Origin of the sequence: Agrobacterium sp. LAD9 (genome assembly GCF_003031125.1) — a bacterium.
Classification (GTDB): Bacteria; Pseudomonadota; Alphaproteobacteria; order Rhizobiales; family Rhizobiaceae; genus Agrobacterium; species Agrobacterium radiobacter.
Genome location: NZ_PHGS01000014.1, coordinates 199710 through 218699, shown reverse-complemented (window position 1 = coordinate 218699; position 18990 = coordinate 199710). Strand labels below are relative to the sequence as shown.

Below are 18990 nucleotides of genomic sequence, written 5' to 3'. Positions count from 1 at the left end.
AAGCGTTCACAATGACGAGAGTGTGAGCCTTCCGGCACTCTTGTAACTGGACGCTCCGCAAAACCTGCCTCATCCTCCCAACCTTCGCAAGTTCAGGGAGTGGCATGATGCTGCGCGTGCTAATGCTTGCAATATCGGGGTTGATCGCCTCATCGGGAGCGGCCTTCTCCCAGACGGAAAGCCGCCCGCCCGTCAGTCAATGCCAGGCGATCGCCAGCAACATTCCCGGCGTCATGTTTGCGAGCTTCAGTCCGCCGGGTGTTCAGCTGGCTCAGGCGGCGGCGAAGGAAGAGGTGAAGATCAGCTTCATCGGCCATTCCACATATCTGATCGAAAGCCCAGGCGGGGTAACGATCGCCACGGACTATAACGGCGTCTATCGCCCGCCGGTCATGCCGACGGTAGTAACGATGAACCGGGCGCATTCGACCCACTTCACCCTTAGTCCGGACCCTGCCATTCAATATGTGCTGCATGGCTGGAGCAATACGCCGGGAGAAAAGGCCGAACACAAGGTTCTGGTAGGCGATGTCTATATTCGCAATGTCGCAACCGATATCCGCAACCGCTGGGGCGATTATGAATCCTTTCAGGAAAATGGCAATTCCATCTTCATCTTCGAGGTTGCGGGCCTGTGTATCGGTCACCTCGGCCATCTACATCATGAGTTGACGGATACGCATTATGCCGAGATCGGCCGTCTGGATGTGCTGATGGTGCCGGTGGATGGCGGCTTGACCATGGGCGCTGACAGCATGAGCCGGGTGGTCAAGCGCCTGCGCTCGGCGCTGATCCTGCCGATGCACCGTACCGGCCCGCCGCTGGAGCAGTTTCTGACAATGTTTGGCGAAAGTTTTCGCATTGCCTATGCGACCGACCCGGTGATCCGGGTTTCGATGAGAAATCTTCCCCGCCAGCCGCAGATACTCGTGCCGAAAGGCATGTAACATGGCGGTGGCGAGGAAAGGCCGTAGGAGATGTTGGATCAGGCAAAGTTGAGATGCTGGCGAACGCCGACATCTGGCGTCTTGTCATCCGACATGTTCGCCTTGGCGATTTCCCAGCCGAATTTAAGCGTGCTGTCCGTCGAAGCCCAGATATCGGCATCGTCGACATGCAACGCCAGCATTGTCAGCTGTGGATCGCTCTTGCCATGTTCATACCAGGCGGCCGTGACGGAATTCCAATATTCCTCGATCTTGGTTTTGTCGTCGCGCACTTCAAGAATGCCTGAAAGGCAGGCATGGTAGTCATGGTCCTTCCCCACCACGCAGAAATGCGCCCGGGAACCGGATTTCAGCGACTTCACCAGATCGGTGTCTTTTTTGGAGAAGAACCAGATCGTGTTGGTCTTGGGATCAGCGTGAGGCGCCATGGGCTGCATGTGATTATGCAGGCCTTCAAGACCGAGCATGCCGGCGTGGACGGAGTTGATCTCGTCCCAGAGCTGACGGGCCGGGGCTTCTCTTGCTTCAGTCAGGCTGACCATTTGTTTTCTCCTTCCGGTCTGATGCTGCGATGAAGAGAAATCATGTGCCCTTCCGTCGCGTTCATGAGCAGAACGAAGAGCGGATAAATCAGTTCCTTCTGTTGTTGCGGCAAGAGAAAGCGCTTGCGGGGTTGAACGGCGGGCGTATCGCACTTATAAGGCCCGCAATCTCCAAATTAAGACAATCAGGTTTTCCATGGCTGGTCATTCACAGTTCAAGAACATCATGCACCGCAAGGGCAAGCAGGACTCCGTACGGTCCAAAATGTTTTCCAAGCTTGCGCGCGAAATCACCGTTGCGGCAAAGGCGGGCATGCCCGACCCGAACATGAACGCGCGCCTGCGTCTGGCGATCCAGAACGCCAAGGCCCAGTCCATGCCGAAGGACAATATTGAGCGCGCCATCAAGAAAGCTTCCGGTGCAGACAGCGAAAACTACGATGAGGTCCGTTACGAGGGTTACGGCCCGGGTGGCGTCGCCGTCGTCGTCGAGGCCCTGACCGACAACCGCAACCGCACCGCCTCAAACGTACGCTCCATCTTCACCAAGGCTGGTGGTGCACTCGGCGAAACCGGCTCGGTCTCCTTCTCTTTCGACCGCGTAGGCGAAATCACCTACAAGGCGGAAGTGGGCGACGCCGACAAGGTCATGGAAGCGGCCATCGAAGCGGGCGCTGACGATGTCGAATCTTCCGAAGACGGCCACACCATCATCTGCGGTTTCGAAGCGATGAACGAGGTTTCCAAGGCGCTGGAAGGCGTGCTCGGCGAAGCCGAAAGCGTCAAGGCCATCTGGAAGCCGCAGAATACGGTGCCGGTGGATGAAGAAAAGGCGCAGTCGCTGATGAAGCTCATCGACAATCTCGAAGACGATGACGACGTGCAGAGCGTCTATTCCAACTTCGAGGTTTCCGAAGAAATTCTCGCCAAGCTTTCCGCCTGACGTTTCATGTTTCAAAAAAGCCCCGGCAGCGATCCGCTCCGGGGCCTTTTGTTTACGCGGCCTTCTTTATGGAGGTTCGCACGTCGGCAAAAATCTCGACCGACCGCAGCCGCTTTTCGATGTCATGGATCGGCATCGAGACAATCAGCTCGTCCGCCTGCGTTTCCGCCAGGAAGCCATCGAGATGGCGTTCGATCGTCTCAGGCGAGCCGACGGCCGCGAAACGCAGCGTGTGTTCGACAGAGAACCGCTCCATCTCGTTCCAGTAATCGTCCATGCTGTGAACCGGTTTCGGAAACTGCGTGCGCACATTGCGGCGCAGGTTGACAAATTGCTGCTGCGACGAGGTGAAGAGATGCTGCGCCTCCTCGTCCGTATCTGCGCCGACACCCATTACACCCACCATCACATAGGGCTTGTCCAGCACTTCAGAGGGCTGGAAGCGCTCGCGATAGATATGGATCGCTTCCATCAGCATATCGGGCGCGAAATGCGAAGCGAAGGAATAGGGCAGGCCGAGCGCTGCGGCGAGATGCGCGCTGTAGGTGCTGGAGCCGAGCAGCCATAGCGGCACGTTGGAATTCATGCCCGGTACGGCAAGTATTGCCTGATCCGGCTGCGGCGGACCAAGATAACGCTGGAGTTCGACGATATCGTGCGGGAAGTTTTCCGCGCCGGCATCGAGATTGCGGCGCAGGGCTCGCGCTGTGCGCATATCAGTTCCCGGAGCGCGGCCTAGACCGAGATCAACGCGGCCGGGAAGGAGCGCTGCAAGCGTGCCGAACTGCTCGGCGATAACGAGCGGGGAATGGTTGGGCAACATGATGCCGCCGGAACCGACGCGAATATGTTTCGTGGCCGCGCCCACATGGGCGATGACGAGCGACGTTGCCGCGCTGGCAATGCCGGGCATGCCGTGGTGTTCCGCCAGCCAGATGCGGTTATAGCCGTGTTCTTCGGCCTTGATCGCCATTCGGCGGGAATTTTCGAGCGCCTCACTGACGCTCTCGCCTTCGCCGATCGGCGAAAGGTCGAGAATGGAAAAGGGTATCATCCGACGCTCCTGCGAAATTTAAATCTTTGCTGCGGATGTAAGGCGCGTGTCCCGATTTACCAGTGAAGTCGCGCAGAATTGAAGGATGGTTCAAAAAAATTGGGGCCTCCGAAGAGGCCCCGGTATTTTGCCGGCTGGCCTGTCTCAACCCATCCGCCTGAATTGCCTGTCCTCGCGATGCCCCGCGGCCTCGTTCTCCGGAGCCAATACGAACTGTCCGAGCCTGCCGTCCATTTCACCCGCTTCGGAAGCGAGATTGTGAATGGCGGCCGTCGTCTCTTCCACCATGGCGGCGTTCTGCTGGGTCATGGTGTCGAGGCTGGAGACGGTACTGTTGATTTCCGAAAGCGTGTGCGCCTCCTCGCGGGTAGACTCCATGATCTCTTCGATACGCGTGCTGATGGTCTGCACGTGTTTGCCGATGCCGGTCAGCGAAGCACCTGCCTTTTCCACCAGCACCACGCCCGAGGAAACCTCGTCGGTGGAGCGCTTCAGCAGGCTGGTGATTTCCTTTGCGGCGGCGGCCGAGCGCTGCGCCAGTTCGCGCACTTCCTGGGCCACGACCGCAAAACCCTTGCCTGCGTCGCCTGCTCGCGCCGCCTCCACGCCGGCATTCAGCGCCAGAAGGTTGGTCTGGAAGGCGATTTCGTCGATGACGCCGATGATCTGGTTGATCTGGCGTGATGAGGTCTGGATCGCCTCCATGGCGGCGATTGTCTGCTCCATGACGCGGCTGGATGCCGTTGCCTCCGTGCTGGCGTCGCGGGCGATCCGCGTTGCCTGTTCGGCGCGTTCGATCTGGTCGCGGACGGCTTCGGTGATCGCCTTGATGGCGCTTGCCGTTTCGGTGATGGAGGCTGCCTGCCGTTCGGTACGTTCGGCGAGCTGGTCGGCCCCCACCCGCATTTCCTCGGAACCGCCACGAATGGCGGCGGAATTGCCGCCGATGGCCTGCATGGTTTCGCTGAGCCGGGCAAGCGCCGTGTTGAAGTTATGGCGCAGGCTTTCGAGATCGTCGGGGAAAGCGGTCTCGATACGATAGGCGAGGTTGCCATTCGCCAGCCGGTCGAGCCCCTCATCCAGAGATTGCACGACCATTTGCAGGGTGCCTGCCTCGGCCTCCCGTTCCGCAAGATGCGCGCGCCGGGCTGTTTCGGCTTCTTCCCGTGTGCGTGATGCGGTCTCTTCCATGTCCCGCTGCAGGATAAGTTTTTCACGGAAACTGCCGAGCGCACGCGCCATGCGGCCGATCTCGTCCTTTCGATCCTGATTGCCGATTTCCGCATCGAGACGGCCTGCGGCCACTTCGCCGGTCAGTCCGGCAAGCTTTTCCAGCGGGGCGAAGAGACGCCGCGCGAAAAAGGCCGTCGCTGCACACATGGCGGCCAGAACGCAAAGGCCGATCACGGCAAGCGTGCCGGCAATCGAGATGGAGCCGGCGTTCAACTCGCTGCGCAGCATGCTTTCCACCGCGAGATATTTTTCGTCGGCGAAAGAGAAGGGGCGGGCATAGGCATTGGCTTCGCCATCCGCGCGGTCGATCTTGGCAATGGTCATGCCCGCCGCGTTCAGGGCCTCGCCGTGGAAATCGTAGATGGCCGGGTCAAGGCTGATCAGCCTGTCGCCCTCAACACCGATAACCTTGCCATCGGCTGATATGATCGCGGATTGTTCCGAACTGCCCGCCGCGATGCCTTTCGTCAGAATCTGACTGAAAACGCCTTCCTTGACCTGGAAGAGGACGATGCCCTTGAACGCGCCGAATTTGACAACCGGAACGCCGAAATAAATACCGGCCTCTTTCGTCGCAGCATCAATCCGCAGGCCGGAGAAACTGGTCTGCGCCACGTCGTTGACCGCCTTTTCGGCGTTCGCCGCGCCGCGGGCGAAGGCCGTGCCAAGGCCGCTTTCCGCCCAGGCGCCGCCTTTGACGGTTTCCCCGAAGGCCGGTCCCTTCAGATAGGAATAATAGACCGTACCGGCGGGATCGATGAAGAGAACGTCGCTGAACGGCGTTCCCTTGATATAAGCGCCTATATCCGTCTGGGTCTTCTCATGGGTGGAGTAATAAAAGCCGCTGGGGCTTTCCGGCTTGATCAGCTTTTCCTTTTCGCCGAAGGGGTTTTCCTTGACGAAGACGCGCTGCAGTTCTGCCTTTGCGTCGCCGGAGTTTTTCTGCACGGTGGCCCAGCCGCTGCGCATGGAGACAACAGCCATCTGCAGGGATTCGATCTTGGCAATGGAATCCGCCTGCGTTTTCAGCTGCTCTAGGCGTTCCTGAAGCATATCGCCGCGGAAAACCAGAATGCTCTCCATGGATCTCGACGCCTGCTCCTCAAGAACGCCGCTGCTGCTTTGATAGCCGAGAAGTGTCAGAGCCCCGGTCGAGATCGCCATCAGCGCCAGGAAAATCGCGAGCACTTTGGTGGATATGGAATGAAAACGGTTCAGCATGGCCGATGCAGCCCTCAATGCCGGATCAGTTCCCGCGCCATGCATGGATGGATGGCGCCATTGGACGGCTGATATGGCGAACATATTGTGCTGCGGATCATCATGTCCGCAGCTCCCCTTTTTTGATTTTGTGGAGAACAATGCGGTACGCGGTTTAAGCAGAGGTAAATGCTGCACTGCAAATTTGATCAATGTTGTCGTTTTGTTCACTTATCGCTGGCAGGGTCGCAGCCGGAAAGATAAGGTGCCTCATGCAAAAGACGATTCGAATCATCGGCATTGACCCCGGATTGCGGCGCACCGGATGGGGTGTCATCGACACCCTTGGCAACAGCCTGCGGTTTGTCGCCTCCGGTACCGTGACCTCGGATGGCGATATGGATCTCGCCTCCCGGCTGTGCCAGCTGCATGACGGGCTGGCTGACGTCGTGCACAGCTACCAGCCCGACGAGGCGGCGGTGGAGCAGACTTTCGTGAACAAGGATGCGGTTGCAACATTGAAACTTGGTCAGGCGCGCGGCATCGCCATGCTGGTTCCGGCGCGGGCAGGACTGCCGGTGTTTGAATATGCGCCGAATGCGGTGAAAAAAGCCGTCATCGGCGTCGGGCACGGCGAAAAGCAGCAAATTCACATGATGCTGAAAATCCTGATGCCGAAGGCCGAATTCAAGGGTAACGATGCGGCGGACGCTCTCGCCATCGCAATCTGCCACGCGCATAATCGCGGCGGCGACAGGATGGCGCGGCTTTTGGCGGCCGGTTGAATATTTAAAGTCTCATTGCAGCGGGCGGCATCATGATCGGAAAACTGAAGGGCAGCATCGAGGAAATCGGCGCGGACTATGTGCTGGTGGATGTGCACGGCGTCTGTTACGTCGCTTATTGTTCGGCGCGCACGCTGTCGAAAATCGGCTCCGTCGGGGAGGCGGTGGTGCTGTTCATCGAAACCTATGTGCGTGAAGACCAGCTGAAGCTCTTCGGTTTTCTTTCGGCATTGGAGCGGGAATGGTTCAACCTGCTGCAGAGCGTGCAGGGCGTGGGTTCGAAAGTGGCCTTGGCCGTCCTTTCCACGCTTTCGCCCTCCGAACTCGCCAATGCCATCGCGCTTCAAGACAAGGTGATGATTTCGCGTGCGCCAGGCGTTGGGCCGAAGGTGGCGGTGCGTCTTGTGACCGAGCTTCGCAACAAGGCGCCTGCCTTTGCGGGAGAGGCTTCCGCCTCGATCGGGCTCAAGCAGGAGCTTGGTGAAGGCGTTGCATCCGCGCCGGTGGCGGATGCCGTTTCCGCGCTCACCAATCTCGGCTATTCGCGCGACCAGGCCGCCAATGCGGTTGCTGCCGCGCTGAAGAATGGCGGGGAGGGCGGTGACAGCGCCAAGCTTATCCGCCTCGGGCTGAAGGAGCTTTCGCGGTAAGGCCGCCTGGCATGCGGACGTGGAGCCCCGGTTATCCTGAATTTCGTGAAGCGCGTTGATGCGATAGTCGTGATATAGGGGCGGTGACCACCTGATGAATTCGGTTAGAACAATGGAATGCCCTGAATGAGCGATGCGGAGAGACTGATTACCCCGGAAAAGCGTGGCGAGGATATCGACACCACGCTGCGCCCGCAGTCGCTGGATGATTTTACCGGCCAGGCGGAGGCCCGTGCCAATCTCAAGGTGTTCATCGAGGCCGCCAAGAACCGTGGCGAGGCGCTGGATCATGTGCTGTTCGTCGGCCCGCCCGGCCTCGGCAAGACCACGCTGGCGCAGATCATGGCCAAGGAACTTGGCGTCAATTTCAAATCCACCTCGGGGCCTGTCATCGCCAAGGCGGGTGATCTCGCCGCACTTCTCACCAATCTGGAAGAACGCGATGTGCTCTTCATCGATGAAATTCACCGCCTCAATCCTGCGGTGGAAGAAATCCTTTATCCTGCCATGGAGGATTTCCAGCTCGATCTCATCATCGGCGAGGGGCCGGCGGCGCGCTCGGTGAAGATCGATCTTTCCAAATTCACCCTCGTTGCCGCCACCACCCGCCTCGGCCTCTTGACGACGCCGCTGCGCGATCGTTTCGGCATTCCCGTCCGGTTGGCTTTCTATACAGTTGACGAGCTGGAACTGATCGTCCGGCGCGGCGCGCGACTGATGGGGCTGAATATGACCGATGAGGGCGCGCGCGAGGTGGCAAGGCGGGCGCGTGGCACGCCGCGCATCGCCGGGCGGCTGTTGCGCCGTGTGCGCGATTTCGCCGAGGTGGCGCGGGCGGAGGCCGTTACCCGCGAGATCGCCGACGAGGCTTTGACGCGGCTGCTTGTCGACAAAATGGGCCTCGACCAGCTCGACATGCGTTATCTGACCATGATCGCCGTCAATTTTGGCGGCGGCCCGGTCGGCATCGAAACCATCGCCGCCGGCCTCTCGGAGCCGCGCGATGCGATCGAGGATATCATCGAGCCCTATATGATCCAGCAGGGTTTCATCCAGCGCACACCGCGCGGGCGCATTTTGACGGGCACAGCCTGGAAACATCTGGGCATGCAGCCGCCCAAGGATCTCGAGGCGGCGCAGTTCCGGCTGACGCTGGAGGAAGATTGATTGATTTCCCGCCGTGCCTTTCTGAAGGTTCTTGGGGGTGGCTTTGCGGGTGCCATGGCGCTCGGTTCTTATGCTTTCGGCTTCGAACCACTCCTTCGGCTTAACGTGACCCGCTATGCGCTGATCCCGCCCGGCTGGCCGTCGGGTCTCAAACTGCGGCTGGTGGTGCTTGCCGATATTCACGCCTGCGAGCCATGGATGTCGGCCGCCCGGATTGCCGCGATCTGCAATCATGCCAACAGTCTCGACGGTGACGTAATGCTGCTGCTCGGTGACTATACCGCTGGCATGAATCTCGTGACGCGCTATGTCCATTCGAGAGATTGGTCGAAGGCTCTTGCGGTATTAAGGGCACCCCTCGGTGTTCACGCGATCATGGGTAATCATGACTGGTGGGAAGACCGGTCGGCACAGAAGGCCGGTGGCGGTGAAACATTCGGTCACAAGGCGCTTGCCGATGTTGGCATTGCCGTCTACGGCAATCGCGTCTTGCGGCTGGAGAAGAATGGTCAAGGTTTCTGGATCGCAGGACTGGAGGACCAGCTTGCGTTGTTGCCGGGCAAAAAATGGGATCGCCGAAGTATGCGCGGTCTAGATGATCTCGACGGCACGCTCGCGCAGGTGACAGACGAGGCGCCGGTGATCCTTATGGCGCATGAACCGGATATCTTTCCCAAGGTGCCGCCGCGTGTGGCCTTGACGTTGTCCGGGCATACCCATGGCGGACAAATACGGTTTTTGGGACGTTCGCCTGTGGTACCGTCGCGCTACGGCAATCGCTATGCCTACGGCCATGTGGTCGAGGATGATCGCAACTTGATTATCTCGGGCGGCCTTGGTTGCTCCATCGCGCCCGTCCGATTTGGCGTTCCGCCGGAAATCGTGGTCGTCGATCTTGGGCATCGGCCTGAGCTTTTCTGAGCCGTTCGCTAATCGAACAGGAAGACGACGCAAAAGTTATGAAAAACAGATCGGAGCTTGAACGCGCTGATTGAATGACGCCATCATTCGGCGTCAAGGGAGGGATGCCGATGCCTTACGATCCGCTGCGGGTTTTCCGCAAACTTGCACGCAACAACCGGCTGGCCAATTTCCGGCTGCATCAGGCCTGTCTTCAGCTTTCGCAGGAGGCGTTTGTCGCTTCCCGTGTCAGTTTCTTTCCCACGCTCAGGGCGACGCTGAACCACATCTACACCGTCGACCGGTTTTATATCGATGCCCTCCAGGGCGGCACGCTCGGCCTTGCCGCTTTTGCCGAAGAGGAGCCCTTCGCCACCATGTCGGATCTGCGAGCCGCTCAGATGGAGCTTGACGAGGCGCTGATCGCATTTGTCGATGGTTTGGACGAAGACGGCCTTGCGGCCGACGTCAATATTCACCGCGGCAGGCGTATCCAGCGGGATCGCTGTGACGATGTTCTGTCCCATCTCTTCCAGCACCAGACGCATCATCGCGGGCAGGCGCATGCGATGTTATCAGGGACCACGGTTAAGCCGCCGCAACTGGATGAATTCATTGTGGGAGATGATGCAAAGACGAGAAAAGACGAGATGGATGCGTTAGGGTGGACAGAAACCGATTTGATGTTTCCAGCCCGCAGGCCAGCACCATGACACACGATACCAAGCAGGACACCCGCATCCGCATCAAGTTCAAGCCGAAGCGCATTTTCCAGATGCGTGTCGCGGGACTGGCGTTTCGTGATGGCCATGTGCTGGTGCACCGGGCGTCGCATGAAAAATTCTGGACCTTTCCGGGTGGCCGTGCCGAAATGGGCGAACGCTCCGAAGAAACGCTGGCGCGTGAAATGGTCGAGGAGCTTGGCGTTGAAGCCAAGGTGGGACGCCTTCTCTGGGCGGTCGAGAATTTTTTCCACTACGAGGGCAAGGACTGGCACGAACTCGGGTTTTATTACCTGATGGACCTGCCGGAAACGCTGGCCTTTCATCCGACTGACATCATTCACCGCGTTCAGGACGGCGATAACGAACTGGAGTTCCGCTGGGTTGCGGCAACCCGGCAGGCATTGACGGAGCTTGATATTCCGCCCTATTTCATCGCCGACGAAATAGAACACCTGCCGAAGACCACACGACACCTCGTCTGGCATGACGGCGATCTGGACGATAAATGATCTCTGCGCCTGAACGCCACATGATCCGGCTGGACCGGAAACCGCAGCTTTTCAGCATGCGGGTTGCGGCGCTGATCTTGCAGAATGGCCATCTTCTGGTCCAGCGCGGCACGAAGGACAGCTACTGGGCCTTGCCCGGCGGCCGTGCCGAAATCGGCGAAAGCTCCGAGGAAACCATCATCCGCGAGATCGGCGAGGAGCTTGGCCGGGATTGTTCGGTCGAGCGTCTCCTTTGGTCGGCCGAAAATTTTTTCGCCTATGACGATTATGCGGCGCATGAACTGGGATTTTATTATCTTATTTCGCTTCGCCAGCCTCTGCCGTTCCATGAAAGCGATATCGTGCATCGGGTGCTGGATGGCGTCGAGGTGGAGTTCCGCTGGCTGCCCACGCAGCCATCAGCGCTTTTGAAGAGCGATCTGAGGCCCCGTTTCATCGCGGAGCGTATCGAGGCGCTGCCTCAACGGCATGAGCATCTTATCATCCGCGAAGGTCGTTCCGATGCTGCCGAAATTCTCAAGGAGATAGTATGAGCGAGCTTGTGGTTTCGCTTTCGGGTGAACTGATCGAACATGGCCACCGCCTGACGCAACGGGTCTATTATGAGGATACGGATTTCTCCGGCCTCGTTTATCACGCCCGTTATCTGCATTTTCTCGAGCGCGGCCGCACCGATTACCTGCGTTGCCTCGGCTGCGAACAAAGCACGCTTTTGACCGCCGATGAGGAGGGGCTGGTCTTTGTCGTGCATCGCATGGAGATCGATTTCAAAAGCCCGGCGCGGATGGATGACGTGTTGACGATCACGACCATCACCGAAAAGGCCGGCGGCGCGAAAATGGTGCTCAATCAGGAAATCCGGCGGGGCGAAACCCTGCTGGTCGCGGCCAAGGTCATCATCGCCGTCATCAATGCCAATGGCCGCCCGAGGCGTCTTCCGGAGGCGGTTGCCGAAAAATTCCTGAAGTAATTGACGGCTCCGTCCAGTAAATCCATCCGGCGTGGCTCGGCTGTAACACTCCTTTAACCATAATGGTGTCTTACTTTAGCAACTGGCATTTGTGCGGCGCACGCCTTCCTTTCACCAAATTTATTGGCAAGTAAGGCTTACTGGCAAGTATCGGGGTATGGCTAAGGGGTTGGCGGCTGCGGCTGCAGGACTTCGAGCGTTAACACGCGTTTGAATCGCCCGGTCCCGTACCGGGCGTTTGGATTCGGGGATTGGATATTTATGGAACAGGCAGGTTTGGCAGCGGCGACGCACGATGTAAGTCTCTGGGCGCTGTTTATGCAGGCGGGCCTCATCGTGAAGCTCGTGATGATCGGACTTATCGCCGCCTCGGTCTGGACGTGGGCGATCGTCTTCGACAAATATGTGAGCTTCGGCAAGGCAAAGCGCCAGTTCGACCAGTTCGAACAGGTCTTCTGGTCGGGCCAGTCGCTCGAGGAGCTTTATCGCACGCTGGCGGAACGCCAGAATGGCGGTCTTGCGGCAATTTTCGTTTCCGCCATGCGGGAATGGAAGAAATCATTCGAGCGCGGCGCGCGTTCGCCCATTGGTCTGCAAATGCGTATCGACCGGGCGATGGATGTGACGATCGCGCGTGAAGGCGAACAATACGAGGCGCGCCTCGGTTCGCTCGCCACCATCGGTTCGGCTGGTCCCTTCATCGGTCTCTTCGGTACGGTTGTTGGTATCATGACCTCGTTCCAGGCGATTGCCGGTTCGAAGTCCACCAACCTTGCGGTCGTGGCGCCGGGTATCGCTGAAGCGCTTCTGGCAACGGCCATCGGCCTTGTCGCGGCTATTCCGGCGGTTATCGCCTACAACAAGTTCACGGCCGACGCGCACAAGCTTTCCGCCCGCATGGAAGGTTTTGCCGACGAGTTCTCCGCGATCCTGTCGCGCCAGATCGATGAAAAACTTCAGACGCGGCAGGCCGCCCAGTAAGCGGCCGCACGATGTGCATGCTGTGCAGTAATTTGCCGCAAGGCAAAATGGAGTAGATGATATGGGTATGTCAGCAGGTGGCAGCGGCGGCGGTTCCGGTGGACGCCGGGGTGGGCGCGGCGGACGACGCAAAGGCGGCGCGATCAGCGAGATCAACGTCACGCCGCTGGTCGACGTCATGCTCGTGCTGCTCATCATCTTCATGGTGGCGGCGCCGATGATGACTGTCGGCGTGCCGATCGACTTGCCGCAGACCTCCGCCAATGCGTTGAACTCGGACACGCAGCCGATCACCATTTCCGTTAATGCCAATGGCCAGATCCATCTGCAGGAAACGGAAATTCAGGCGGCCGAAGTGGCCGACAAGCTGCAGGCGATCGCCACGACTGGTTATAACGAACGCATCTTCGTGCGTGCGGATTCCGTTGCCGCCTATGGCGTCGTTGCCGACGTGATGGCGCGTATCCAGGCGGCGGGCTTCAAGAATATCGGCCTTGTGACCCAGCAGAAACAGGACAATTGACGTAAAACGATGAAGGGCAGCCTTACCACATCCGCGATCGTGCACGCGTCGCTTCTGGCTTTCGCCCTCGTTTCCCTGGGCTCGCCGGAACCGCTTGACGTGTCGCAGGCCGAGGCCCTGCCTGTCGAGCTGGTGCCGATCGAGGAATTGACCCAGATCCAGCAGGGTGACAAGAAGGCACCGAAGGCCGAAAAGTCCGCTCCTGTTCCGACCACACGTCCTGACATCATCGAGAACGCCCAGAATGTCGGCAACAACACGGCCGATCTTGACGCGCCCCCGACGCCTACCACCAAGCCTAACGACAATATTAGCGCGGCGGCTCCGCCCAAGCAGGAGAAGCCGCAGCCGGTCGTCGATACCAAGGCGAACGAGGTGAAGGAAATCGTCAAGGAAGAAACCTCGGCTCCCAAGCCGCAGGAAATGGCCGCCTTGCCGCAGACCAAGCCTGAAATCGCGCCGCAGCCGAAGACGGAACCGCCGCCGCAGGAAACCAAGGCCGAAGAGCCGCCGCCCGCAACGCAGGAGCCGGCCGAAATTCCCGTACCGCAGAACGTGCCGCGTCCGAATTCCCGCCCGGAGCCGCCGAAGCCGGAGGAGCCGAAGCAGGCCGAGACCAAACCCGCCGAGCAGAAGCCCACGGAAAAACCGGCCGAGACCAAGCCGGATCAGGCGAAATCCACCGATAAGCCTTCCGACAAGAAGCCGGGTGAGAAGAAGCAGGAGACTGCAAAATCCGCCTCTTCGAAGGAAAGCGATTTCAACGCTGACGATGTTGCAGCGCTTTTGAACAAGCAGGCGCCTTCCGGCGGCGGCGCCAAGCGCTCCACCCAGCAGGCAGCCCTTGGCGGCAAGAAATCGACCGGCGGCTCTACACTCAGCCAGACGGAAATGGATGCGCTGCGCGGCGCAATCCAGAAAAACTGGCAGATCATTCCCGGCATGGCGGATGCCTCGGACGTTCGCGTCCGGGTCACCATGAAGCTTGACCGTGATGGAACCATCATCGGTCGGCCCGAGATCGAGGCAACCGGCGGTTCGGAAGGAACGCGCCGTGCTCTTTCCGGCGGAGCCTATCGCGCCATCATGCGTTCTGCTCCGTTCACGAACCTTCCTGCCGACAAATATGACGCATGGAACGAAGTCGTCGTGAACTTCGATCCCAGTGAATTGCTATGAATGCTGAAAGGCCTGGCAACATGAAGATATTTTCGCCGATCCGGCTGGTGCTCGCTGTCGCGGCCCTCATGTCGGTTTTCTCCGCACCGGCTTTTGCGCGGGTGGAAATCAACATCAACAAGGGCAATGTCGAGCCGCTGCCTATCGCCATCACCGACTTCATGTCGAGCGATGGTATCGGTGCGCAGGTTTCCGCGGTCATCGCCGCCGACCTGCAGCGTTCCGGCCTCTTCGCGCCGGTCAACAAGAACGCCTTCATCGAAAAGATCAGCAATCCGGATCAGCAGCCGCGTTTCGAGGACTGGAAGGTCATCAACGCCCAGGCGCTCGTGACCGGCCGTGTCACGCGTGAAAGCGATGGCCGCCTGCGCGCCGAGTTCCGCCTGTGGGATACTTTCGCAGGCCAGCAGATGACCGGCCAGCAGTTCTTCACGCAGCCGGAAAACTGGCGCCGTGTCGCCCACATCATCGCCGACGCGATCTATGAGCGTGTCACCGGTGAAAAGGGTTACTTCGACACCCGCGTCGTTTTCGTCTCCGAAAGCGGCCCGAAAACCGCCCGCAAGCGCCAGCTCTCGATCATGGATCAGGACGGCTTCAACGTCCGCAATCTTACCAACTCGAACGACATCGTCCTGACGCCGCGTTTTTCGCCGAACCGTCAGGAAGTGACCTACATGTCCTTCGAAGGCCAGCAGCCGCGCGTTTACCTGCTGCAGCTGGAAACCGGGCAGCGCGAAGTGGTCGGCAACTTCCCCGGCATGACGTTCTCGCCGCGCTTCTCTCCTGATGGCCAGAAGGTCATCATGAGCCTGCAGCAGGATGGCAATGCCAATATCTACACCATGGACCTGCGCTCGCGCACCACGACGCGGCTGACCAATACGTCGGCGATCGATACGGCGCCGTCCTATTCGCCTGATGGTCAGCGTGTCGCCTTCGAAAGCGACCGCGGCGGCCGCCAGCAGATCTACGTCATGAATGCCGATGGTTCCGGCCAGCAGCGCGTCTCCTTCGGTGATGGTTCCTATTCCACGCCGGTCTGGTCCCCGCGCGGCGATCTGATCGCCTTCACCAAGCAGTCGGGCGGCAAGTTCTCGATCGGCGTGATGAAGACCGACGGTTCGGGCGAGCGCATTCTGACCAGCGGGTTCCACAATGAAGGCCCGACCTGGGCGCCGAACGGCCGCGTGCTGATGTTCTTCCGCCAGAACGCCGGTGCCGGTGGTCCGCAGCTCTATTCGATCGACCTGACGGGCTATAACGAACAGCTCATCAAGACGCCGACCTTCGCTTCGGATCCGGCATGGTCGCCGCTTCTGGACTGATATGACTGTCATGATGGCGCCGGCATGAACCGGCGCCATCATGTGTTTTACTTGATACCATGGGGAAGTGTGCCTCTTTCTTGCCGCAAAGTGTTGTGAGGGAGCAAAAAAACTGGGACATTTCCTTTCTGTTAACCATAAGCGTTTGCCGGCTATTAACCGCGATCAGTTAGTGTCCGGAAACGTTATTGAAATCCTAAGGAGAGACCGGCGATGAGCCGTACACACACTTCGGCACTCAGCCCCATGCAGAAACTGGCCCGTAACCCGGCTGTCATCGCCATGACGCTCGCGCTTGCTCTCGCAGGCTGCGCGAACAAGAAGAACATGCCGAACAGCGCCGGTGAACTCGGCCTTGGTGGCGCGGGCTCCGCAACGCCGGGCTCCCAGCAGGACTTCACGGTCAACGTCGGCGACCGCATCTTCTTCGACACTGACTCCACCTCGATCCGCGCCGACGCCCAGCAGACCCTGCAGCGCCAGGCCCAGTGGCTCGCCCGTTATCCGAACTACGCCATCACCGTTGAAGGCCATGCCGACGAACGCGGTACGCGTGAATACAACCTTGCGCTCGGCGCCCGTCGTGCGGCTGCAACCCGCGACTTCCTGGCTTCCCAGGGCGTTCCGGCAAACCGCATGAAGACGATCTCCTACGGCAAGGAAAAGCCGGTCGCGGTTTGCGACGACATTTCCTGCTGGTCGCAGAACCGCCGCGCCGTGACGGTTCTCGGTGGCGCGGGCATGTGATTGCCTGACGTTATTGTGATCTTGAATGGGAGGCGGTCTTCGGGCCGCCTTTTGTTTTTTTCATAGTTTGGCCGAAGTTAAGTTGCTTTTTCGGTTGATATGGAAAAAATCCGGCTTGCGCCATTCCGGTGCAAATCAGTTAAGGCAGGACGAATGAGATGAAGAAACTTGTCGTGGCGGGAATGCTGGGGCTTGCAGCCTGCACCGGCTTGAGCGGCGCAGCCGTTTCGGGTCCGCTGTTCGGTGCGGGGGGTAGCTTCGGCACGATCAACTCTCAACAGCAGCTCCCGGTCGTCCGGGTTCAGGCCAATGAAGCCTATAGGGTTCAGCAGCTTGAAGAACAGATCCGGCAGCTCAATGGCCGTATCGAAGAAATGAGCTTCCAGCTTCTGCAGATGCAGGAAACGATCCGCAAGGCGCAGGAAGACAACGAGTTCCGCTTCCAGGAACTGGAAGGCGGCAATGCCGGCGGCAAGGGTGCAAGCCCGACCGCTGCACCGAAAAAGAAGGCGGAAGCCAGTCCGGTCAATCCGGCCTCGCCGCCGACCGACGACGTTGCAACGATCATCGAAACGCCACCCGAGGGTGGCGCTTCCGTTTCTCCCTCTGCTCCCTCCAGTGCTCCGACAGGCGCACCGGGAGAGACAACGCTCGGCTCGATCGAGCTTGATTCCAAGGGAATGCCGATTGGCGGCACGCTCAATTCCGGCGCCAGTAATTCCTCCGGCAACCTTCCCGGTGTGACCACCGGCAACAGCGCCCGCAAGACCGATCCTGTCAACACGGCGGCGCTGACCAGCGAAGGCGACATCTATCAGGCCGCCTACGGCCATGTCCTTTCCGGTGACTACAAGCTGGCGGAACAGGGTTTCCAGCAATATCTGCAGGGTTACCCCAAAGGCACCAAGGCCGCCGATGCGAGCTTCTGGCTGGGCGAGGCGCAATATTCCCAGGGCAAGTTCAACGAGGCCGCCAAGACCTTCCTGAACGGCCATCAGGCCTATGGCAAGTCTCCGAAAGCGCCGGAAATGCTGATGAAGCTCGGCATGTCACTTGCCGCTCTCGACAATACTGAAACCGCCTGCGCCACGCTGCGCGAGGTGCCGAAGCGCTATCCCAATGCTTCGAAGACCGTGCTGACCAAGGTCGCCAGCGAACAGAAACGGCTGAGCTGCTGATTTTCCCCTGCCATGGCGGGTATTTCCATGCCGGTTGATGCCCGCACTCCGAATGAAAAGACAGTTGCGCCGCTCGCGGCGGCACAGTTTTTTGTCGGAAATCTACAAAACCCCGCCCATATCCTCGTCGCAATCTCCGGCGGCAGTGATTCCACCGGCCTGTTGCTGGCATTGCATGAGGCAACGGCGGGAGTGGGTAAGGACCGTTTGCGGCTTTCCGCCGTCACGGTCGACCATGCGCTGAGAGCGGAATCCGCCGATGAGGCGTGCAAGGTCGCCATGCTCTGCGCCGAACTTGGCATCCCCCACGTTACCCGCCGGTGGGATGGTGCCAAACCGGCCTCCGGCCTTTCCGAAGCCTCCCGACTTGCCCGCTACCGCCTGATTGCCGAGGTCGCCCTTGAGACTGGCGCCGATCTTGTCGTGACGGGGCATACAATCGGCGACCAGCGTGAAACCGTGGCGATGCGCGCCGCCCGCAACGGCGGCAGTGATAATCTCGGTCTCTCCGGCATGGCGGACGCGGTTTTATACGATAGCCGCTACTGGGTCATGCGGCCGTTCCTGATGTGTGAGAGACAGGCGATCCGTGACTACGTGTCGTCCCGCGAGCGCGGTTGGTTCGACGATCCGAGCAATGAAAATATCAGATATGAGCGGGTGCGTGTTCGGCAGGCGCTTCCCGTCTCCCCCACGTTGATCGATGCGGAGGCCTCTTTCAAAAGACGGGCGCTTTCCGACAAAACAGCCGTTTTCCTGCGCGATCACACGCAGATTTTCCATGCTGCTCTCGCCAGACTGGCCGACGATGCCGTCAATCCCGATCTTCCCGAGTTCCGGCACGGGTTGGCGGCGCTGATCGCCATCCTTGGCGGAAGGGCATATTTTCCGGCCGCAAGCGGCATGGAGCGCGTTTTGCGGTTTCTCAAAACGGGTGAAAACGGGCGAATGACAGTTGGCCGTGTTCTTCTCGATCGGCGGCGGGATGGGCTTTATTTGTTGCGCGAGCAGCGAAACCTGCCGGAGCTTCATGTCGGCGCGCATCAGCAAGGGCTGTGGGACGATCGTTTCCTTGTGAAGAATGGATCGGCTTTTCCAATCCTTGTCAAAGCGGGCAGGGTTGGTGATGCCGTGGAAATGGCCGCGCATTTTCCGTCGGCGCCATCAGGGGTGACAAAACCGGTGATGGCGGGTCTGCCGCAAATTGCCGCAGCGGCCGAAGGGGAGGTTTCCATGCCGCAGGCCGTCACCATCACGCCGAGGCTTGCACCTTTCGATCTTTTCCTGCCGCGCTTCGACCTTGAGTTGGCAAATGCAATCGCCAATTTATTCGGACGGACGGCCTATCCACAGCCACCGGTTTAAATCCGGCCTCTTTTTCGTGAATTGCCATGGAAGAGTTTTTACACCAAAACGCATCAGATAACGC

At 59.5% G+C, this 18990-nt stretch carries 20 protein-coding genes; 17 read left to right on the top strand and 3 right to left on the bottom strand.

Annotated elements, in window-relative coordinates; translation table 11 throughout:
* The first annotated feature begins 104 nt into the window (after window positions 1-104).
* A complete protein-coding gene (locus tag DA915_RS16265; protein ID WP_107676601.1) occupies window positions 105-947 on the top strand; it encodes an MBL fold metallo-hydrolase in 843 nt (280 codons plus the stop codon).
* Window positions 948-985: 38 nt separating this feature from the next.
* Here the strand turns inward: DA915_RS16265 and DA915_RS16260 are convergent, their stop codons facing one another.
* Window positions 986-1489, bottom strand: a complete 504-nt coding sequence (locus tag DA915_RS16260; protein ID WP_003506216.1) for a pyridoxamine 5'-phosphate oxidase family protein — start codon at window positions 1487-1489, stop codon at window positions 986-988.
* Window positions 1490-1685: 196 nt separating this feature from the next.
* Here DA915_RS16260 and DA915_RS16255 point away from each other — a divergent pair, with 196 nt between their 5' ends.
* Window positions 1686-2432, top strand: a complete 747-nt coding sequence (locus tag DA915_RS16255; RefSeq protein ID WP_003497595.1) for a YebC/PmpR family DNA-binding transcriptional regulator — start codon at window positions 1686-1688, stop codon at window positions 2430-2432.
* A gap of 52 nt (window positions 2433-2484) precedes the next feature.
* Here the strand turns inward: DA915_RS16255 and DA915_RS16250 are convergent, their stop codons facing one another.
* Both DA915_RS16250 and DA915_RS16245 read right to left on the bottom strand, forming a co-directional pair.
* Window positions 2485-3486, bottom strand: coding sequence for an LLM class flavin-dependent oxidoreductase (locus DA915_RS16250; protein WP_031233679.1), 1002 nt, complete (start codon window positions 3484-3486; stop codon window positions 2485-2487).
* Window positions 3487-3630: 144 nt separating this feature from the next.
* Window positions 3631-5940: a methyl-accepting chemotaxis protein gene (locus DA915_RS16245; RefSeq protein WP_107676600.1), complete on the bottom strand. Its 2310-nt coding sequence runs from the start codon at window positions 5938-5940 to the stop codon at window positions 3631-3633.
* Window positions 5941-6191: 251 nt separating this feature from the next.
* Here DA915_RS16245 and ruvC point away from each other — a divergent pair, with 251 nt between their 5' ends.
* From ruvC to tilS, 15 genes are all read left to right on the top strand, one after another.
* Window positions 6192-6704, top strand: a complete 513-nt coding sequence (gene ruvC, locus DA915_RS16240; RefSeq protein ID WP_020809619.1) for a crossover junction endodeoxyribonuclease RuvC — start codon at window positions 6192-6194, stop codon at window positions 6702-6704.
* A 32-nt stretch (window positions 6705-6736) separates the two neighbouring features.
* Window positions 6737-7354, top strand: a complete 618-nt coding sequence (gene ruvA, locus DA915_RS16235; RefSeq protein ID WP_003506224.1) for a Holliday junction branch migration protein RuvA — start codon at window positions 6737-6739, stop codon at window positions 7352-7354.
* Between the two features lie 126 nt (window positions 7355-7480).
* Window positions 7481-8521, top strand: coding sequence for a Holliday junction branch migration DNA helicase RuvB (gene ruvB / locus DA915_RS16230; RefSeq protein ID WP_046799901.1), 1041 nt, complete (start codon window positions 7481-7483; stop codon window positions 8519-8521).
* Window positions 8522-9442 carry a metallophosphoesterase gene (locus DA915_RS16225; protein WP_107676599.1) on the top strand — a complete coding sequence of 307 codons (921 nt, stop codon included), beginning with the start codon at window positions 8522-8524 and terminating at the stop codon, window positions 9440-9442.
* A 110-nt stretch (window positions 9443-9552) separates the two neighbouring features.
* A complete protein-coding gene (locus DA915_RS16220) occupies window positions 9553-10134 on the top strand; it encodes a DinB family protein (RefSeq protein ID WP_003506229.1) in 582 nt (193 codons plus the stop codon).
* Entirely contained in the window at window positions 10131-10655 is a 525-nt protein-coding gene (locus tag DA915_RS16215; RefSeq protein WP_003506231.1) for an NUDIX hydrolase, read from the top strand. Before DA915_RS16220 ends, DA915_RS16215 begins: the two co-directional genes overlap by 4 nt.
* Window positions 10652-11188: an NUDIX hydrolase gene (locus tag DA915_RS16210; RefSeq protein WP_107676598.1), complete on the top strand. Its 537-nt coding sequence runs from the start codon at window positions 10652-10654 to the stop codon at window positions 11186-11188. The genes DA915_RS16215 and DA915_RS16210 overlap by 4 nt, the downstream gene beginning before the upstream one ends.
* Window positions 11185-11625 carry a tol-pal system-associated acyl-CoA thioesterase gene (gene ybgC / locus DA915_RS16205; protein WP_107676597.1) on the top strand — a complete coding sequence of 147 codons (441 nt, stop codon included), beginning with the start codon at window positions 11185-11187 and terminating at the stop codon, window positions 11623-11625. The genes DA915_RS16210 and ybgC overlap by 4 nt, the downstream gene beginning before the upstream one ends.
* A 261-nt stretch (window positions 11626-11886) precedes the next feature.
* The gene (gene tolQ / locus DA915_RS16200) at window positions 11887-12606 is read left to right on the top strand and encodes a protein TolQ (RefSeq protein ID WP_003497570.1); all 720 of its coding nucleotides are present in this window, start codon (window positions 11887-11889) and stop codon (window positions 12604-12606) included.
* A 61-nt stretch (window positions 12607-12667) separates the two neighbouring features.
* On the top strand, window positions 12668-13129 hold the full coding sequence (gene tolR / locus DA915_RS16195; RefSeq protein WP_003506238.1) for a protein TolR: 462 nt from the start codon (window positions 12668-12670) through the stop codon (window positions 13127-13129).
* 9 nt (window positions 13130-13138) lie between these two features.
* A complete protein-coding gene (locus tag DA915_RS16190; RefSeq protein ID WP_107676596.1) occupies window positions 13139-14308 on the top strand; it encodes a hypothetical protein in 1170 nt (389 codons plus the stop codon).
* Between the two features lie 20 nt (window positions 14309-14328).
* On the top strand, window positions 14329-15636 hold the full coding sequence (gene tolB, locus DA915_RS16185) for a Tol-Pal system beta propeller repeat protein TolB (protein ID WP_003506242.1): 1308 nt from the start codon (window positions 14329-14331) through the stop codon (window positions 15634-15636).
* Between the two features lie 213 nt (window positions 15637-15849).
* Complete coding sequence (gene pal, locus DA915_RS16180; protein WP_026364038.1) at window positions 15850-16383, top strand: peptidoglycan-associated lipoprotein Pal; 534 nt, start codon at window positions 15850-15852, stop codon at window positions 16381-16383.
* A gap of 158 nt (window positions 16384-16541) precedes the next feature.
* The gene (ybgF, locus tag DA915_RS16175) at window positions 16542-17561 is read left to right on the top strand and encodes a tol-pal system protein YbgF (RefSeq protein ID WP_003506245.1); all 1020 of its coding nucleotides are present in this window, start codon (window positions 16542-16544) and stop codon (window positions 17559-17561) included.
* A 27-nt stretch (window positions 17562-17588) separates the two neighbouring features.
* A complete protein-coding gene (gene tilS, locus DA915_RS16170) occupies window positions 17589-18926 on the top strand; it encodes a tRNA lysidine(34) synthetase TilS (RefSeq protein ID WP_107676635.1) in 1338 nt (445 codons plus the stop codon).
* Window positions 18927-18990 lie beyond the last annotated feature (64 nt).

Coding starts and splice junctions, on each gene's coding strand:
- DA915_RS16265 (WP_107676601.1), top strand. CDS start 105: ATGATGCTGCGCGTGCTAATGCTTGCAATATCGGGGTTGATCGCCTCA.
- DA915_RS16260 (WP_003506216.1), bottom strand. CDS start 1,489: ATGGTCAGCCTGACTGAAGCAAGAGAAGCCCCGGCCCGTCAGCTCTGG.
- DA915_RS16255 (WP_003497595.1), top strand. CDS start 1,686: ATGGCTGGTCATTCACAGTTCAAGAACATCATGCACCGCAAGGGCAAG.
- DA915_RS16250 (WP_031233679.1), bottom strand. CDS start 3,486: ATGATACCCTTTTCCATTCTCGACCTTTCGCCGATCGGCGAAGGCGAG.
- DA915_RS16245 (WP_107676600.1), bottom strand. CDS start 5,940: ATGCTGAACCGTTTTCATTCCATATCCACCAAAGTGCTCGCGATTTTC.
- ruvC (WP_020809619.1), top strand. CDS start 6,192: ATGCAAAAGACGATTCGAATCATCGGCATTGACCCCGGATTGCGGCGC.
- ruvA (WP_003506224.1), top strand. CDS start 6,737: ATGATCGGAAAACTGAAGGGCAGCATCGAGGAAATCGGCGCGGACTAT.
- ruvB (WP_046799901.1), top strand. CDS start 7,481: ATGAGCGATGCGGAGAGACTGATTACCCCGGAAAAGCGTGGCGAGGAT.
- DA915_RS16220 (WP_003506229.1), top strand. CDS start 9,553: ATGCCTTACGATCCGCTGCGGGTTTTCCGCAAACTTGCACGCAACAAC.
- DA915_RS16215 (WP_003506231.1), top strand. CDS start 10,131: ATGACACACGATACCAAGCAGGACACCCGCATCCGCATCAAGTTCAAG.
- DA915_RS16210 (WP_107676598.1), top strand. CDS start 10,652: ATGATCTCTGCGCCTGAACGCCACATGATCCGGCTGGACCGGAAACCG.
- ybgC (WP_107676597.1), top strand. CDS start 11,185: ATGAGCGAGCTTGTGGTTTCGCTTTCGGGTGAACTGATCGAACATGGC.
- tolQ (WP_003497570.1), top strand. CDS start 11,887: ATGGAACAGGCAGGTTTGGCAGCGGCGACGCACGATGTAAGTCTCTGG.
- tolR (WP_003506238.1), top strand. CDS start 12,668: ATGGGTATGTCAGCAGGTGGCAGCGGCGGCGGTTCCGGTGGACGCCGG.
- DA915_RS16190 (WP_107676596.1), top strand. CDS start 13,139: ATGAAGGGCAGCCTTACCACATCCGCGATCGTGCACGCGTCGCTTCTG.
- tolB (WP_003506242.1), top strand. CDS start 14,329: ATGAAGATATTTTCGCCGATCCGGCTGGTGCTCGCTGTCGCGGCCCTC.
- pal (WP_026364038.1), top strand. CDS start 15,850: ATGAGCCGTACACACACTTCGGCACTCAGCCCCATGCAGAAACTGGCC.
- ybgF (WP_003506245.1), top strand. CDS start 16,542: ATGAAGAAACTTGTCGTGGCGGGAATGCTGGGGCTTGCAGCCTGCACC.
- tilS (WP_107676635.1), top strand. CDS start 17,589: ATGCCGGTTGATGCCCGCACTCCGAATGAAAAGACAGTTGCGCCGCTC.